Here is a 17,501-nt window from a genome sequence, read left to right as displayed (position 1 = left end):
AATATAGAGGGAGAAATCATATGAACGTTTTAAAAATTGGGATTATTGGTGCTGGACGAATTGGGAAACTACATGTTGATAATTTGCAGCTTATGCCACAAGTGAAAATTAAAGCGGTTTCAGATGTAGTAATTAGTCATCTAGAAAAGTGGGCTCAAGATAAAGGGATTTCTACTCTGACTACAAATTATCAGGATTTATTAGCAGATCCAGAAATTGATGCTGTCTGTATTTGTTCACCAACAAATACACATGCGCAAATTATTAAAGAAGCAGCTCTTGCGAAAAAACATATTTTCTGTGAAAAACCTGTTAGTTTCTCAGTAGAAGAGACATTAGAAGCATTAGAAGTGGTAAAAGAACAGGGAGTATCTCTTCAAGTAGGATTTAATCGTCGTTTTGATCCGAACTTCAGGAAAGTTTATGATCTGATTCAACAAGGTGAAGTGGGGCAGCCGCATATCTTAAAAATTACGTCACGCGATCCACAACCGCCAAGTATAGAATATGTTCGCTCTTCAGGCGGATTGTTTATGGATATGATGATTCATGATTTTGATATGGCTCGCTATGTGATGAATAGTGAAGTCGTTGAAGTATTTGCATATGGAACAACATTAATTGATCCATCCATTCAGGAAGTAAATGATGTGGATACAGCAATTGTCACATTAAAATTTGCAAATGGAGCTTTAGGAGTAATTGATAATAGCCGCCAAGCTGTTTATGGATATGACCAGCGTGTTGAAGTGTTTGGTGAAAAGGGCGCGGTTGCTGCGGATAATTGCTGCCCGACAACAGTTCAAGTGTCAAAAACAGAAGGTATTGTAAAAGATAAGCCGCTTTATTTCTTCTTAGAGCGCTACACGCAAGCTTACATTGAGGAAGTAACACAATTTACAAAGTCAATTATAGAAGGACAAGCTGTTATTTGCAGTGGTAATGATGGATTACAAGCAGAGCGAATTGCGAATGCTGCGAAGGAATCCTTACTAACAGGAAAACCTGTACAAATTGAACATAAACAGCCTGCATTAAATCAATAAAGAGAGCGCTTACTTCTAGATAGATAAAGAGTAATGAATAGTAGGTTTTTGAACTACTCACCACTTAACGTCCTTACGGACTGTTTGAAGTGGGAGATTCCTGCGAACACCGATGTATCCAACAGTTATCTTAGCAGGCGCCGCCCGTAGTCCCTACGGTGAAAACATAAGCATCTTGTACGTTGACTCACCACGTTTCCTACTTTAGCTTGGTTTTCGCAACTTCAGCAAACGTGGGGCGAAAGAACGTTGAAGATTTTACGGTTGCAACGTTTTTCTGCAACCAACCTCATATCTTCAGTTTTCAAAGAGCAATCTGTACAAGTATATAGTAGCAAACATGTTGGCTTATGCCAACCGACATTCATCTCCCACCTAAAATTGGTGTTTTGCACCTTCACATTTTTGAGGGAGGAGTCTTTTGTCGGAAAACGATAAAGCATGGGAGGTAGTAATAATGAATCCACTTATTTTTAAAGAAGATTGTCCATTAGACCTAATTGCAGTTGGACGTTTATGCGTTGATTTAAATGCCAATGAAACACAACGTCCTATGGAAGAAACAAGAACGTTTACTAAATATGTGGGAGGATCTCCTGCGAATATTGCGATTGGTGCGGCTCGTCTAGGCTTACAAACGGGATTTATCGGTAAAGTGTCCGATGATCAAATGGGCCGCTTTATTACTGGGTACCTAAAGGATAATCATATTAATACAGATCAGATACGTATCGATTGTACAGGTGCAGTGACAGGTCTAGCATTTACAGAAATTAAAAGCCCTGAAGATTGCAGTATTTTAATGTACCGCGACAATGTCGCAGATTTAAACCTTGATCCAACAGAGGTATCAGAGGACTATATTAAACAATCAAAAGCACTCTTAATTTCAGGAACAGCTTTAGCGAAAAGTCCTTCTCGCGAGGCGGTATTTTTAGCATTAGAATATGCGCGTAAGTATGATGTAGTTGTATTTTTTGATGTAGATTACCGCCCTTATACATGGCAGTCAGAAGCTGAAACGGCTGTGTATTACAACCTAGCGGCTGAAAAATCTGATGTCATTATTGGAACGCGTGAAGAATTCGATATGATGGAAAAACTATTAAACTACGAACAATCTAATGACCAAGTTACGGCTGAAAGATGGTTTTCTCATCATGCCAAAATCGTCGTAATTAAGCACGGCGGGGATGGTTCAATCGCTTATACGAGAGACGGTCAATCTCACCGCGGCGGTATCTTTAAAACAAAGGTGTTAAAGACGTTTGGCGCTGGCGACTCGTATGCTGCTGCGTTTATTTATGGCCTAATGCAAGGGCTTGAGATTCCTCAAGCGATGCGATTAGGTGGCGCTTCTGCTTCAATCGTTATTTCGAAACATAGCTGTTCTGATGCAATGCCAACAAGGGCAGAGATTTCTGCATTCATGGAAACGGCTGAGGAATTGGTATAGAAACATCATTAATCAATAATCAAGTAAAGGCGTATCCTATTGGACGCTTCTACATTACATAAAAGGGAGAGAATAAATATGACAGTACAAACAGCACAAATTGTAAAAAACTACATTGGTGGCGAATGGGTAGAATCCATTTCAACTAAGATGGAAGCTGTTTATAATCCTGCAACAGGAGAAGTAATCGCTCAAGTACCACTTTCAACAAAAGTAGATGTTGAACAAGCTGTATTAGCAGCAAATGAAGCTTTCAAATCTTGGTCTAAAACTGCAGTACCAAAGCGCGCTCGTATTCTATTTAAATATCAACAATTACTAGTAGATAACTGGGAAGAGTTAGCGAAACTTATTACGATTGAAAACGGAAAAAGCTATAACGAGGCTTACGGTGAAGTTCTTCGTGGTATTGAGTGTGTGGAGTTTGCAGCGGGTGCTCCGACATTAATGATGGGAAAACAGCTACCGGATATTGCAACAGGTATTGAGTCTGGTATGTATCGTTATCCAATTGGTGTTATAGGTGGCATTACACCTTTTAACTTCCCAATGATGGTTCCATGCTGGATGTTCCCACTTGCAATTGCTTGTGGCAATACATTTGTATTAAAACCTTCAGAGCGTACACCACTTCTAGCAGCAAGATTAGCAGTATTAGCTGAAGAAGCGGGCTTACCAAAAGGTGTATTAAATATCGTAAATGGCGCTCACGATGTAGTAAACGGTCTATTGGAACATAAATTAGTGAAGGCAATTTCGTTTGTAGGTTCTCAACCTGTAGCAGAATATGTATACAAAAAAGGAACAGAAAACTTAAAACGCGTACAAGCATTAGCAGGTGCGAAGAACCATTCCATTGTATTAAATGATGCGAATCTTGAACTAGCAACAAAGCAAATTATTAGTGCTGCATTCGGTTCAGCTGGTGAGCGTTGTATGGCTGCTTCTGTTGTAACAGTAGAAGAAGAAATTGCAGATCAATTAGTTAATAGATTAGTAGAAGAAGCAAACAAAATTGTCATCGGTAATGGTCTTGATGAAGATGTGTTTTTAGGACCAGTTATTCGTGATAACCATAAAGAGCGCACAATTGGTTACATCGATTCAGGGGTAGAACAGGGCGCTACGTTAGTTCGTGATGGACGCGAAGATGCAGCTGTAAAAGGAGCTGGTTACTTCGTTGGTCCAACAATTTTTGACCATGTTACAAAAGAAATGAAAATCTGGCAAGATGAGATTTTTGCTCCTGTTTTATCTATTGTTCGTGTGAAATCATTGGATGAAGCAATTGAAATTGCCAATGAGTCTCGTTTTGCAAATGGAGCTTGCATTTATACAGATAGCGGGGCAAGTGTACGCCAATTCCGTGAAACAATTGAATCAGGCATGTTAGGTGTGAATGTTGGGGTTCCGGCGCCGATGGCATTCTTCCCGTTCTCTGGTTGGAAAGACTCTTTCTATGGTGATCTTCATGCGAACGGTACTGATGGCGTTGAGTTTTATACAAGAAAGAAAATGCTTACATCTCGTTGGGAAAAGTAATTATTAAGAGAGAAGTAGACTCTTTCTAGTTGTTTGTGAGCGAAAGTAAAGCAAGTAGTAAAACATAAGAAGGAAGTATTAGGAGTCTATCAAATTCCTAATACTCCTTTTTCATATGCAGAATGACTGTTAGAGATAGAAAGGAGCAAATAACATGCAAACTGTTAGAATGACGACGGCGCAAGCGTTGGTGAAATTTTTGAACGAGCAGTATGTAGAATTTGATGGAAAGCAACAAAAGTTCATTAAGGGAATCTTTACAATTTTTGGTCATGGAAATGTAGTAGGCCTAGGTCAAGCTTTAGAAGAAGACGCAGGGGAGTTAGAAGTATACCAAGGGAGAAATGAACAAGGAATGGCAAATGCTGCGATGGCTTTTGCAAAACAAAAACATAGAAAACAAATTATTGCATGTACTTCTTCTGTTGGTCCTGGATCAGCAAATATGATTACCTCTGCAGCAACAGCATCAGCAAATAATATTCCCGTTTTACTACTTCCAGGTGATGTATTTGCAACGAGGCAACCTGATCCTGTTCTTCAACAAATTGAACAAACGCATGACTTATCTATTTCTACAAATGATGCTTTCCGTGCAGTAAGTAAGTACTGGGACAGAATAAATCGTCCTGAACAATTGATGACAGCTATGATTCAAGCCATGCGTGTTTTAACGAATCCAGCAGATACAGGGGCTGTAACGATTTGTTTACCACAAGATGTCCAAGGGGAAGCATGGGATTTTCCAAGTTACTTCTTCCAAAAGCGTGTTCACCGTATTGAACGTCGTCTACCTATAAAAGCCAGCTTAGCGGATGCAGTGAAAATGATTAAGAGAAAGAAAAAGCCAGTTATGATTTGCGGTGGTGGTGTAAGATACGCAGAAGCGGCAGAAGAGTTAAAACAGTTTGCTGAAACATTCCACATTCCATTTGGAGAAACACAAGCTGGAAAAAGTGCAATTGAAAGTAATCATCCATATAATCTAGGCGGCATTGGGGTAACAGGAAATATAGCAGCTAATACAATTGCAAAGGAAGCGGATCTTGTTATTGGAATCGGGACGAGATTTACGGATTTTACAACGGCATCTAAACAATTATTTCAAAATGAGGAAGTTGAGTTTTTAAACATCAATATTTCAGAATTCCATGCGAATAAGCTGGATGCATTAAAGATTATAGCAGATGCGAAAGAAGCGCTTCTTGCTCTAATAGATGAACTGCAAGTAATTGATTATCGATCTAGTTATACAGTAGAAATTGAAGAGGCAAAAGAGTCTTGGGAAACAGAATTATCACGTCTACATAATATTCGCTTTACAGGTCAAGATTTCACACCAGAAGTAGAAGGCCATTTTGATGGAAAGTTAAATGAGTATGTAGACGCACTTGGTACACAATTAACACAGACTGCAGTCATTGGACAAATCAATACATTACTTGATGAAGATGCAATTATTGTTGGTGCGGCAGGAAGTCTTCCGGGTGATTTACAAAAAATGTGGGCAGCAAGTAAACCTAATACATATCACATGGAGTATGGATACTCTTGCATGGGCTATGAAGTTGCAGGTGCACTTGGTGCAAAGTTAGCTGAACCATTGAAGGAAGTATATGCAATGGTAGGGGATGGCAGTTACCAAATGCTTCATTCTGAGCTTGTCACAAGTCTTCAAGAAAACAAAAAAATTAACGTCTTATTGTTTGATAACTCCGGATTTGGTTGTATTAATAACTTACAAATGGGCAATGGAATGGGGAGCTTTGGAACAGAGTTTCGCTACCGAAACCAGCAAACTCGTAAATTAGACGGGGCAATTATGAAAATTGATTTTGCAGCTAGCGCAGCTGGATATGGTGTGAAAACATATCATGTTACATCACTAGAACAATTACAGGAAGCGCTTATAGATGCGAAAAAACAAACAGTTTCTACATTAATTGATATTAAAGTATTACCAAAAACAATGACAAATGGATACGAGTCATGGTGGCATGTGGGTGTTGCAGAAGTATCTAAAAGTCAAAGTGTACAAGCTGCGTACGAGAGTAAAGTAAGTAACTTGCAACAGGCAAGGTCTTATTAGATTAGGACACAAAGAGAGCTTTTTATCTACATGCATATTGATTAGGAAGCTCTCTATTTAATGACCAGTTAAGAGAATTTGGCGAAATTCTATTACATTTTGTAAAGAGGAGAGACAAGGGGATGTTCAAAGAAAATACAATTAAGCTTGGAATTGCACCAATTGCTTGGACAAATGATGATATGCCGGAGCTAGGGGCAGAAAATACATTTGAACAATGTATTAGTGAGATGGCACTAGCTGGATTTAATGGAAGTGAAGTGGGGAATAAATATCCGAGAAATACTGTTGTATTAAAAAAATCTTTGGAATTACGAAACTTGGAGATTGCTAGTGCATGGTTTAGTACATTCTTGACAACGAAGCCGCTTGAAGAGACGGTACAAGAATTTATTAAGCATAGGGATTTTTTGCATGACATGGGTGCAAAGGTTATCGTTGTTTCAGAGCAAGGGCATAGTATTCAAGGTTTAATGGACGTACCGTTATTTCAAAATAAGCCAGTTTTTACAGACGAAGAGTGGGATAAGCTTGTAGATGGGTTACATCACCTCGGTAAATTAGCTCAGGAAAAGGGGCTACATATTGTTTACCATCATCATATGGGCACGGGGGTTCAAACAACGGCAGAAATTGAAAAGTTAATGGATATAACAGATCCAAATCTGGTATCTCTGCTTTTTGATACAGGTCATCTTGTCTTTTCAGGAGAAGAGCCGCTTTATATTTTGAAAAAATATTTACCTCGTATTAAACATGTACATTTAAAAGATATTCGTGAGGAAGTAGTAGATGCTGTAAAGGAAAACGAATTAAGCTTCTTACAGGCAGTGAAGAATGGTGCATTTACAGTTCCCGGGGATGGCGTAATTGTATTTGATGAAGTGTTTAATATTCTTGCAAACTCTGATTATAAAGGGTGGTTTGTGGTAGAAGCAGAGCAAGACCCAGCTTTAGCGAATCCTTTTGAATACGCATTAAAAGCCCGGAAATTTATACAAGAAAAAGCAGGTCTTTAGTTTCAGCATTTTGAGACTATATCTAAGTTAATGATTCGGCAATCAACATGTCCTCTTACAAATGGAGTAAAAAGACGAGACGTTTGTTTTCTATTTATAAATAATATTGAAACAGGTGAATGTGTAATGCCATTAGTGCAAATGAAGGATATTTTAATTAAGGCAAATCAAGAGAATTATGGGGTCGGAGCTTTCAGTGTTGCTAATATGGAAATGGTAATGGGAGCTATCAAAGCTGCAGAAGAGTTAAGTTCACCGCTTATTCTACAAATTGCGGAAGTTCGTTTGAATCATTCGCCAATTCATCTGATTGGTCCTTTGATGGTAGCTGCGGCGAAAAAAGCGACTGTCCCAGTAGCAGTTCACTTTGATCACGGTATAACATTTGAAACAATTAAAGAGACGTTAGAAATTGGTTTTAGTTCGGTTATGTTTGATGGCTCTCACTTCCCATTAGAGGAGAATATCCAAAGGACAAAAGAAATTGTAGCGCTTGCGGAACAGTATGGAGCGACAGTAGAAGCTGAGATTGGCAGAGTAGGTGGTAGTGAGGACGGGTCAGAAGATATTGAAATGTTGCTGACAAGCACTACAGAAGCAAAACGATTTGCAGAAGAAACAGACGTAGATGCGTTAGCTGTTGCGATTGGAAATGCGCATGGTATGTACAATGGAAATCCTGATTTACGATTAGACCGCCTACAAGAAATTAATGAGGTAGTCCATATTCCACTCGTATTACATGGTGGATCTGGCATTAGTCCAGAGGATTTCAAGCAATGTATTCAACATGGTGTTCGTAAAATTAATGTAGCAACAGCCACATTTCAGAATGTAATTACCGTGGTAAATACTGCTGCCCTAAATACTCCTTATTCAGACTACTTTACGCATCATCAAGATGTAATTGAGGCTGCATACGAAAACGTTAAAAGTCATATGCAAATATTCGGAAGTGAAAACAGAGCATAATCAGAAAAGCTTTCTTCATTAATAATTAAAAGAAATGCGGAATTTAGTTAGCTGACAAAAGTAGAAAATGATAGAGTAACCATTAAATAAAAGGAGGAGAAAGCCATGTTAGGAAAATTAGGTGAATTAAATGAGGGGTATAATGTATTAACAGAAATGAACGGTCAAGGTAGTGATATGTTAATGGATATAGGCATATATAAGATGTCTAATGGGAAAGAAGAGTTGCTATTTGATAATAAGAATGAAACGGCAGTTCTTTTACTAGAAGGGGCAATACGTTTAGAATGGGAAGGGATGGAACAAGTTCTTCAAAGACAATCTGTATTTGAAGAAAACCCTTGGTGCTTACATGTGGCTAAAAATGTGAAGGTTACAATTACTGCTCTTTTAGATAGTGAAGTGCTCGTTCAAAAAACCGATAATAATCAAGAATTTGCGTCCAAGTTATATACTCCAAATGAGTGTCAAAGTGTTGTAGCCGGAGATGGAGTATGGGAGGGAACAGCGCAGCGTGTTATTCGTACAATTTTTGACTATAACAATGCAGCGTATTCTAATATGGTAGTAGGAGAGGTTATTTCTTATCCAGGGCGATGGTCCAGTTATCCACCACACCACCATGATCAGCCAGAGGTATATTATTATCGCTTTAACAAACCCCAGGGATTTGGATGTGCAATGGTTGGTGAGGATGCTTATCGCGTTGTACATAATAGCTTTATTACAATTCCTGGTGGGTTAGACCATCCACAAGCAACGGCGCCTGGATATGCAATGTATTTTTGCTGGATGATTCGACACCTTGAGAATAACCCATGGGATGATCGTATCATGGAGGAAGAACATAAGTGGTTATTAGAACCAAATGCGAAAATTTGGCCGGAAAAAGAATAAATGAAAATAAAGGTTCTGGGCAAAAACGATGTTACTTGCAATTGTTTTTGCTAAGAACCACTAATTTTTTGTAAATGTAGGCAGGCTCTTATGTGAGGTAACGTAAGAGCCTGTTTGCATGTTCTACCTTTTTTTATGTACAATAGTAATAAGAGATGATATAGACAGGGAGAGGAAATCCATGTCCACTAAATTAGTAAATTTACGCATTGATTTTGCTTTTAAACAGCTATTTGGAACAAAAGGAAATGAGGAAATTTTAATGGGTTTCCTAAATGCAATTTTAGAAGAATCTTTAGATGCACCTATTACTTCGCTACAATTAGATGATCCACATCTCCATAAATCTTATGAAGATGATAAGTTATCGATTTTAGACCTATTAGCAACACTGGATAATGGGGCGCAAGTAAATATCGAAATCCAGCTTCGAAATACACATGATATGGTGAAGCGCTCCTTATATTACTGGAGTAAACTTTATACTTCCCAAATGCAAGAAGGAATGCCATATCGTTCACTTCGGAAAACAATTACCATTAACTTACTAGACTTTATTTTATTTTCTCAGGATGATGAATTTCATACCATCGGACAATTATGGAATACAAAATTACAGCAACTCTTAAGTGACGACATTGAAATCCATTTTGTAGAGATACCGAAATTAGTAAAACAATGGCGTGAAGAAAAAGTAAACCCATGGGAAAATACATTTGTTCGTTGGATGTTATTATTACCAGCACATGAAGATGAACATTTAACTCAAACATTGGAGGAGATTGCGATGAATCAAGATCCAATTTTACAAAAGGCAATAAATAAATGGGAAAATATGAGCCATGATTCTTCTTTCCGAACAGCATATGAAGCTCGAGAGAAATTACTTCTAGATGAACAAGCTAAGTTAGCTCATGCAGAACAAGAGGGCATGGAAAAAGGCATTGAGCAAGGTAAGATGCAGATGATTCGAGGAATGCATGAAATTGGTGTACCACTTGAAACTATTGCAAAAGCAAGTAAGTTGAGTGTGGAAGAAATAGAACGTATCTTAAAGCTAAAATAAATGTATATGAGTATACAGAACTCATGAGTAGAAAAAATAGACTTTCATTATCATAGCACGTTTAATGGGAAAGCATTGCTGAAGATTTCAGCAGTGCTTTTTCTATATCATTTAAGGAAATTATTCTTTTGTTACAAAGTCAATTTCTTTTTTACGATTTAAAAATATTTTAACTTTGTAATAAAGGACCCTAAATCATAACCTGTTTTTATTATAGCTATAGCTGAAATCACAGTTAATGGATATTTAATATATGGATTGTTGAGGAATTCCATTATGTTTTTCATATTCTAAACCTCCATGGCATTATTTATATCATTAAATTTATTATCTCTAATATAATGGTTAGTAGTCAATATAATGTAAAGAAAGATACTAAATCAGCGGAGAACTAAACAAAATAATGGATAACAAAACAATTATTTGAAATTTTCAAATAGTTAATCTTTTTATTTTAAACAAGGTCAAAATATGGTTGAGAATTGGTAGTGTTATTCTGATTTTATATTGAATTTCATAAAGAAATAAAGTAGTAATTATTTTGACTATTTTATAATGTTTTAAATATGAAATGTATCCGATATATTATCTTTTTCTTCCTCAACGATTCCAATATATCCTAATTAAATTTGTGGTGTACTATGATTAAGTATCTCTTGTAACATAGCTACATCTTTTGTTTATAGAACCAATAGCCGAAGGTTTTGCGCATGGTGTGGGTACTAATGGATTCTACGTTGGCAAAATCTCCAGATTTTTGCAATTGTTTTTGCTCAGAACCACTAATTTTTTGTCAATTTAGGCAGGCTCTTATGTGAGATAACATAAGGGCCTATTTGCATGCTTTACCTTTTATATCAATGATTTCGGTGTGAGACATTTTTATATACTCCTTTTTGGTCAAACTTGCGTAACTCATTAATTTATAATAAAGAAAAATCCTCACAATGGGGCTTTTTTCTTTGTTACTTGTATTTTTTATCCTTAATCATTCTGGTAAGAACTAGCACCTATATTACCTTGTTATATAACAAATGATAGGTATGGTTAGATTTCACTCCCCTTAATAAAGTCGTGTTTTCTAAAATCTCTTATAAATGAAAAAGTGAGGATGAAAACAGAAGAGTGAATATTTAAAATATGAACTCGAAGCTTGAAAAAATTTTAAAAGTTTTAGCACACTACGAAAAAAGGAGGAGTTCTTTACATGAAACATGTTAAGGCTTTTGCAGTAAAATTTGTATCAAATCTTATCCTTTTGTCCGTCATTCTCGGTTTCTTTTTTAACATGCAATTTAGAAACATCTTTTTAATAACACTTGTTTTGTGTGCTGCAGCGTATTTAATTGGTGATTTACTGAAATTACCGAGAACAAATAATACCGTGGCAACAATTATTGATTTTGGTTTGGCATTTGTCGTCATCTGGTTGATGAGTGAGAACCTAACATACGGGGATGATGAGCTGATTATGTCTCTCATCGCTGCTATTGGTGTTGCATTATTTGAATACATGTTCCATCGTTACTTGTCCAAAAATATTCTGCCTGACAGATTAACAAGACAACGATCAGCAAACACACTACAATACCAAACAGAAGCTTCAAAAGAACTGACGCCAGTCCTTTCAGACGTAATGACAGATACTACAAACGAAATAATGAGTGATGAGGAACTTATCAAGCGAGGACTTCTGAAAGATACTGGTAATGGACTATCTGAGGCAGACCCAGAAAATCAACCTGAACAAACTCCGAAATATCTAGGAGACGATGACTATTCAGAAGAACTGACGCCAGTCCTTTCAGACGTAATGACAGATACTACAAACGAAATAATGAGTGATGAGGACCTTATCAAGCAAGGTTTGCTAGAAGATACTGGTAATAGACTATCTGAGGCAGACCCAGAAAATCAACCTGAACAAACTCCGAAATATCTAGGAGACGATGACTATTCAGAAGAACTGACGTCAGTCCTTTCAGACGTAATGACAGATACTACAAATCAAATAATGAGTGATGAGGACCTTATCAAGCAAGGTTTGCTGGAAGATACTGATAATAGACTATCTGAGGCAGACCCAGAAAATCAACCTGAACAAACCCCGAAATATCTAGGAGGCGATCACTAATGGCATGTAAAATTTCAGAGCTCGGCGCTGTTATAGCAGCAGAAATTGGCAGTACCGAAACGCCAGCTGATTCAAATAAAACAAAATACGGAAAGTGGTACGGACAAGACGGTCAACCGTGGTGTGATATGTTTCAAGCATGGTGTGCAAATCAAGTAGGGGCTACGGATATATGCGGTAAGTTTGCTTACACTCCGTATCATGCTAGTTTTTTTAAGAACAAAGGCGCGTGGTACACAAACCCGCAAAAAGGTGATTATGCATTCTTCCATAATGGCAAGCGCATTTGCCATATCGGATGGGTAGAGAAAGTTATTGATAGTGACACCGTACAAACTATCGAGGGTAACACAGGAAGTGGTTCGAACGCTGATGGTGGACAAGTACAACGTCGTAAGCGTTCCATTAGCGGAACTCCAAAGTGGAAAATCGTTGGCTTTGGACGTCCTGAATATTTAGATGAGGTTAGTACGGGGGATTCTGGTAATGCCGCACCTAAAGTACGAAAGCATATAGTTCAAGAAGGTGAGACCCTGTTTTTAATAGGAAAGCAATATGGTGTCAATGAGGAGGAGATGAAAAAAGCAAACCCTGGTATTGACGCAAAGAATCTAGAAATTGGGTCTACGGTCAATATCCCCATTGATGCAAGAGAACCTAGTAACGATTCTGCTAGCGCGTTCTTGTATAGGGTTCATCACTACGGTAACCGTAATGACACCATCGAGGCAATAGCAAGAAAATTTAAAATAAAACAAGCTACGATTAAAGATGCGAATCCAGGAATAAATAATAAACCTAGCGAAGGAACTATAATCGTTATACCTACCGCAAGCATACCAATATCATCTGAACATGTTGTAATAACTTCAATCCATCATAAAGTTTGGAATTTCTTTATAAATGAAGGTTTTTCAGCTACAGCAACTGCTGGTATTATGGGTAACTTACAACAAGAGTCTAGAATGAAACCAACAACGTATCAAGACCGTGGTGGACCTGGACGAGGTATTGGTCAGTGGGAAACTCCAGGACGTTGGGATAAATTAAAGAGTAGTGCCCATGGTCGGGAATGGGATTTACAGTTTCAACTTGAATACATTTTGAAAGATTTAAAAGGAGAGACAGGTTGGGTAGGTGCGACATTTTTGAATGCCTTTGGTGGTTACGAAAGCTTAAAGAAAATGAGCATTTATCAAGCAGTAATTGCTTTTGAGTGTTCATTTGAACTTGCAGGTGACCCTGGATTTCTTGATCGCTTTGCTTTTGCTAATTCTATTTACCGGAGTTTGGCAAGTAATGTAGGGGAATAAGAGCATGAAGGAAATCAGCATTGGTAGTCTTGTTCTTAAATTAGATTAAAAGTTATATCTGTAAAATAATTTTTAATTAGATAACAGCGAACATTACAAATATTATGTCCTGTACTTGGTTGGCAAATTTAGCCGCATGAAACCGAATACGAAAACGAAAATAATCTTCTGAAAAAACTAAACTTTCTGTTTGTTTATGGATTGAATTGAACTACTTAACGCTTAACACCTTGCTGGACTGTTTAAAGTGTTAGTAGTTCAATTCTCTATCAATATCATACAACAGTGATTTATTTTATATTAGACCCAAACCTAATCTTGGGAGATATCCGACTTTTCCACTGTTCAAAATTTGTACTTGATTATATAATAAAGCACCACCCCATGGTCCCTCTTCATCGATTGCACTAGGGATATTCCATCGTAACGAGATTACTTCCGTACCCTTATACACAGGAACAGAAGCCGATTCAAATTTAGGTTCCGTAACAAGCTATAAGTTTTCGGTAATAATATGGAGTCTTTTCGTAAATTGTTTCACCAATTTTGTTCGGTACAAGGCCAAATGAGCTAATTCTATTACCTTAGAATCTTCATCTTTTAAAGATTTTTCTAACGCTAGACGCGTACTGTCTCCTGTTGTGATTCTTCCAAGACTTACTACGGCAAAATACCGTATAGTCGCGCATTTATGTTTTAATAATCGAATTAGATAGGGTACTGCATTTTCACCAAGAGATTCCCATAGATAGGATCAACCTAATTGATAATTAAACGCAACATGATTATCGGTATATTCGTAATTATCTGGATTCCAACGAGAAAAAAGTACATCAGTACCCCTTCTAATTGATAATATTAGACTACATAACCTAACTGTATAACTATTTCTTCAAAATTATTTAAGTGGAAAAACATAATGATGTACATACTATTTTCTCAATAAGTGTTTGCATGTCTATTTATATAATTCATTGTACAATTCGTCATGGCAGCGGGGAAGCTGATAAAGTCGTATCATTTATTGCTATTAAAGTTGGGAATTGAAAGAGAACTTTCAACGTAATGAAGTTCATATTGATAAAAAAATTAATATTGCATACAAGTAAATTTGTAAAAATGATAAGATTATAGATTAAACAGTATACTATAGGAAAATAAGAGAATTATAAAAAATATACAATAATAACAGTGAGAAAGGAGACATAATTATGGCGTATGGTGACATACCAGATGTAGTCCGTCAGCGTTTGGCATCAAATCGTGTAAGAATGTATCATGGTCTTTGGCACTTCGTTAGAAACGAAAATGAATGGAATAATATGGACCCTGCTGTTCGTGAGATGCTTATTGAACAAGGTTGGAAAGCTCCACGTTTTGAGAATCAACCCGGTTCAGGTATCGATTTCTTGTATATGCATAGACAAATGATTGCGATGGTTAATGCCTGGGGAGCTGAAGGTAACACTCCAGATGGAGGACATGGAGGACATGGGCATCATAGCAATAAAAAAGATGTTGTAATTCCATGGCTAGATATACCTTGGGATCACAATGATTTAGTTTGGCCTATGCCCCTGGTAACTAATCCTAATCCCGATATTTTTGGAACCACAAAGGAGCAAGAAACTACTAATAAGGCTCTACAACGCGTAAATGAGAGATATGCTAACCGTACTTGGCTAAGAACGGTATCACTAGATAGTTTTGGTACTGAATTAGAAGGTGGAATTCATGGTTGGATGCATATGCACTGGAGTACTGAACCACCTGAAAATCCTAACAATCTTGACGTATCTAATGATTGGCTTGGTTCTCCTTTTTCTAGCCACATTAATAAACATTTCTGGAAGCTCCACGGCTGGATTGATAATCAAATTACAGCATGAGAAGACGCGAACGGGGTAGAGGCCGATTTAACGCAAGGATGGGACGGCCCTCCCGATTATGTTAATGGGGAGCCACACAGTGCGTCTCCAGAATTATTCTCTCTTCTTAATTTTGCGGAACGGAAACCCTTGTTAATGCCTTGGAAGGGCCTTTTGATTGAGAATTAAGATTTATTTTAATAAATAACATCTTAACTACTTGCTGGGAGTACTACACCAACAATAACTGTAGAATTAAAATAAAGTCGGGTGTATCTAAAGAAAGAAATAAATACACAGAGTATAATTATGAATTACAAGAGTTTGACGAAAAAGGTAATGAAAAAGCAGTGAAATTTAATGGATTTAAAGAACTTCGTAAAGAAGCATTCTTACGCGTTTTCCATTCTGATAAAAAAGGTGTAACAGATTGGGAAGAGGGAAGAATGACGAGCTTCTGCGAAAGTAAAAGAAAAGTTACACGTGAAATAATCTATTTATAACGGTAGAGTTTCCTATATGAAGGGTTCTCCTCTTTTTTGCTTATTTACGCCAAGAAACCTAGAAGAAATAGTATGTAGTCAAGTTCTGAATAGTGGCGTTTTAGTACCTATTTTATATAATTTAACTTCTCTAATGTTCTATAGGTTGTACGTCTTTAGTTTCTTTTAAGTTATCCGCAATTGCCTCAATCTCTTTGAAATCAATGTTTTGAATGTAACATATTTTTTAGTTACCCCTAGCATAACAAGCTTTTTATACAATCCTAGTAAAATAAGCGAAACGAATGTAACTTTTCATGTAGTTTGTTGCATTGGATAAAATAAGAAAACCCACCTTAGATTGAAGTGAACCCCGAAAACGGGACACCAATCAAAACACCTAAACCACTTGTTCCCTAAATTCTTTAGGGGATAGGTGGTTTAATTTTTCTTGAATTCGCACACAATTGTAGTAATGAATGTATTCTAGCACAATCTTTCGCACAGTTGTGTTGGATACTTTTGTTATCTTTTGTGAATAGAAAGCTTCACTTTTTAAATGACCAAAGAAGCTTTCCATGACGGCATTATCATGGCAATTTCCTCTCCGGGACATGCTGGTGATCATGCCGTTTTCTTTGGCATACGCTTGAAATTCTTTTGCTGTATAAATACTTCCTTGATCCGAGTGAAGAAGGACATCTTTTACTTTTCGCCCTCTCATTGCTTGTTTCAATGTTTTCATCGCTAATGTCAGTGTTTGTGATTCGCTGATGACACAACTAATAATTTCACGATTAAAGGCATCCATGATCGTTGATAAATACAAGGTACGCTCTCCAAATAAGAGATACGTCACATCCGTAAACCACTTTTCATTTGGTTTGGATGCATCGAATTGGCGCTCCAATCGATGAGGGGCTACCATTGGTTCCGCACCATTGATATATTTCTTTTTCTTTCGACGCACTTTTGAAAGAATATGATTTTGTCTCATGATTCGTAATACTTTTTTATGATTGACACACAGTCCCATTTTTCGAAGAGTAGCGGTCACTCTTCGATATCCATACCGGAATTTATGCCTAAGACAGACGTCCTTTACTCTTTCTTCTATATCATCTTTCAGATCTTCCGTTCGTTGTAACCAACGATAAAATGTAGAACGGGGTAATTCTAATACGTTACACAAGTCTTTTACCGTTATTTTTGTTTGTACATTTCTCCATAAAGTAACTACAGTTTCTGGTTTCAGCCCCTTTCGATTTCCAGATACTTTCCCCATACAAGTAATTTTGTTTTTAGATGTTTATTTTCTAAACGTAGCTGTTCTAATTCACTGAGCTCTTTTGGTCCTTTTCCATAAGAATATTGTTTTCCTACAGGTTGTTGAAAACGATACGTTTGATCTGTACGATACCATTTCATCCATGTCTTAATTTGGGAAACATTTTTAATTCCGAGTTTCTCCATAATTGCACGATTTGAATAACCGTCTTTCTTCATTTCAATGACTTTCCACTTTGTTTCTTCTGGGTAATGAACTCTTGTCTTCAAACGAAAAACACCTCCAATGAATTTGCATACTTAGTATGCGAATTCAGGAGGTGTTTTTTC

Annotated in this window: 13 protein-coding genes and 1 pseudogene; 12 read left to right on the top strand and 2 right to left on the bottom strand. The window is 37.1% G+C overall.

The genetic code is table 11. The annotated features are described in order from the left end of the window. Positions 1–20 precede the first annotated feature (20 nt). From iolG to MHI26_RS29825, 8 genes are all read left to right on the top strand, one after another. Positions 21–1,046: an inositol 2-dehydrogenase gene (gene iolG, locus MHI26_RS29860; protein WP_061667162.1), complete on the top strand. Its 1,026-nt coding sequence runs from the start codon at positions 21–23 to the stop codon at positions 1,044–1,046. Between the two features lie 457 nt (positions 1,047–1,503). Continuing rightward, complete coding sequence (gene iolC / locus MHI26_RS29855; protein ID WP_061667163.1) at positions 1,504–2,502, top strand: 5-dehydro-2-deoxygluconokinase; 999 nt, start codon at positions 1,504–1,506, stop codon at positions 2,500–2,502. A 78-nt stretch (positions 2,503–2,580) separates the two neighbouring features. Continuing rightward, on the top strand, positions 2,581–4,044 hold the full coding sequence (locus tag MHI26_RS29850) for a CoA-acylating methylmalonate-semialdehyde dehydrogenase (RefSeq protein WP_061667164.1): 1,464 nt from the start codon (positions 2,581–2,583) through the stop codon (positions 4,042–4,044). A gap of 154 nt (positions 4,045–4,198) precedes the next feature. Continuing rightward, positions 4,199–6,133, top strand: a complete 1,935-nt coding sequence (iolD, locus tag MHI26_RS29845) for a 3D-(3,5/4)-trihydroxycyclohexane-1,2-dione acylhydrolase (decyclizing) (protein WP_061667165.1) — start codon at positions 4,199–4,201, stop codon at positions 6,131–6,133. A gap of 122 nt (positions 6,134–6,255) precedes the next feature. Further along, positions 6,256–7,152, top strand: a complete 897-nt coding sequence (gene iolE / locus MHI26_RS29840; protein ID WP_061667166.1) for a myo-inosose-2 dehydratase — start codon at positions 6,256–6,258, stop codon at positions 7,150–7,152. A gap of 126 nt (positions 7,153–7,278) precedes the next feature. Further along, a complete protein-coding gene (locus MHI26_RS29835) occupies positions 7,279–8,124 on the top strand; it encodes a class II fructose-bisphosphate aldolase (RefSeq protein WP_061667167.1) in 846 nt (281 codons plus the stop codon). A gap of 105 nt (positions 8,125–8,229) precedes the next feature. After that, a complete protein-coding gene (locus MHI26_RS29830) occupies positions 8,230–9,021 on the top strand; it encodes a 5-deoxy-glucuronate isomerase (protein WP_061667168.1) in 792 nt (263 codons plus the stop codon). A 181-nt stretch (positions 9,022–9,202) separates the two neighbouring features. Continuing rightward, positions 9,203–10,087 carry an Rpn family recombination-promoting nuclease/putative transposase gene (locus MHI26_RS29825; RefSeq protein ID WP_061667169.1) on the top strand — a complete coding sequence of 295 codons (885 nt, stop codon included), beginning with the start codon at positions 9,203–9,205 and terminating at the stop codon, positions 10,085–10,087. A gap of 560 nt (positions 10,088–10,647) precedes the next feature. Here the strand turns inward: MHI26_RS29825 and MHI26_RS29820 are convergent. Next, positions 10,648–10,856 (bottom strand): annotated as a pseudogene (locus tag MHI26_RS29820) (tyrosine-type recombinase/integrase); the annotation flags it as partial. A gap of 438 nt (positions 10,857–11,294) precedes the next feature. Here MHI26_RS29820 and MHI26_RS29815 point away from each other — a divergent pair. The 4 genes from MHI26_RS29815 (at position 11,295) to MHI26_RS29800 (ending at position 15,905) form a co-directional block, all read left to right on the top strand. After that, a complete protein-coding gene (locus MHI26_RS29815) occupies positions 11,295–12,221 on the top strand; it encodes a YndM family protein (protein ID WP_061667170.1) in 927 nt (308 codons plus the stop codon). After that, a complete protein-coding gene (locus MHI26_RS29810; RefSeq protein ID WP_061667171.1) occupies positions 12,221–13,534 on the top strand; it encodes a phage tail tip lysozyme in 1,314 nt (437 codons plus the stop codon). Before MHI26_RS29815 ends, MHI26_RS29810 begins: the two co-directional genes overlap by 1 nt. Before the next feature lie 1,211 nt (positions 13,535–14,745). Then, positions 14,746–15,423 (top strand): hypothetical protein, encoded by a 678-nt coding sequence (locus tag MHI26_RS29805; protein ID WP_061667172.1) that lies wholly within the window; start codon positions 14,746–14,748, stop codon positions 15,421–15,423. 173 nt (positions 15,424–15,596) lie between these two features. Further along, on the top strand, positions 15,597–15,905 hold the full coding sequence (locus MHI26_RS29800; protein ID WP_192797700.1) for a YxeA family protein: 309 nt from the start codon (positions 15,597–15,599) through the stop codon (positions 15,903–15,905). Between the two features lie 379 nt (positions 15,906–16,284). Here MHI26_RS29800 and MHI26_RS29795 read toward each other — a convergent pair. Then, positions 16,285–17,441 (bottom strand): IS3-like element ISBt2 family transposase gene (locus MHI26_RS29795; protein WP_097821174.1). Its coding sequence is split into 2 segments (ribosomal slippage): positions 16,285–17,189 and positions 17,189–17,441, totalling 1,158 coding nucleotides; the frame shifts between segments, so codons are not numbered across the junction. Between the last annotated feature and the right edge of the window lie 60 nt (positions 17,442–17,501).

It is taken from the genome of Bacillus sp. FSL K6-1218 (assembly GCF_038006445.1).
GTDB classification, from domain to species: domain Bacteria; phylum Bacillota; class Bacilli; order Bacillales; family Bacillaceae_G; genus Bacillus_A; species Bacillus_A thuringiensis_S.
This window is presented reverse-complemented; position numbering and strand designations above follow the sequence as displayed.

Excerpts from the sequence above, each read along its gene's own strand:
- MHI26_RS29835 (WP_061667167.1), top strand. The coding sequence starts at position 7,279 with ATGCCATTAGTGCAAATGAAGGATATTTTAATTAAGGCAAATCAAGAG.
- iolC (WP_061667163.1), top strand. The coding sequence starts at position 1,504 with ATGAATCCACTTATTTTTAAAGAAGATTGTCCATTAGACCTAATTGCA.
- MHI26_RS29830 (WP_061667168.1), top strand. The coding sequence starts at position 8,230 with ATGTTAGGAAAATTAGGTGAATTAAATGAGGGGTATAATGTATTAACA.
- MHI26_RS29815 (WP_061667170.1), top strand. The coding sequence starts at position 11,295 with ATGAAACATGTTAAGGCTTTTGCAGTAAAATTTGTATCAAATCTTATC.
- iolD (WP_061667165.1), top strand. The coding sequence starts at position 4,199 with ATGCAAACTGTTAGAATGACGACGGCGCAAGCGTTGGTGAAATTTTTG.
- MHI26_RS29810 (WP_061667171.1), top strand. The coding sequence starts at position 12,221 with ATGGCATGTAAAATTTCAGAGCTCGGCGCTGTTATAGCAGCAGAAATT.
- MHI26_RS29850 (WP_061667164.1), top strand. The coding sequence starts at position 2,581 with ATGACAGTACAAACAGCACAAATTGTAAAAAACTACATTGGTGGCGAA.
- iolE (WP_061667166.1), top strand. The coding sequence starts at position 6,256 with ATGTTCAAAGAAAATACAATTAAGCTTGGAATTGCACCAATTGCTTGG.
- MHI26_RS29805 (WP_061667172.1), top strand. The coding sequence starts at position 14,746 with ATGGCGTATGGTGACATACCAGATGTAGTCCGTCAGCGTTTGGCATCA.
- MHI26_RS29825 (WP_061667169.1), top strand. The coding sequence starts at position 9,203 with ATGTCCACTAAATTAGTAAATTTACGCATTGATTTTGCTTTTAAACAG.
- iolG (WP_061667162.1), top strand. The coding sequence starts at position 21 with ATGAACGTTTTAAAAATTGGGATTATTGGTGCTGGACGAATTGGGAAA.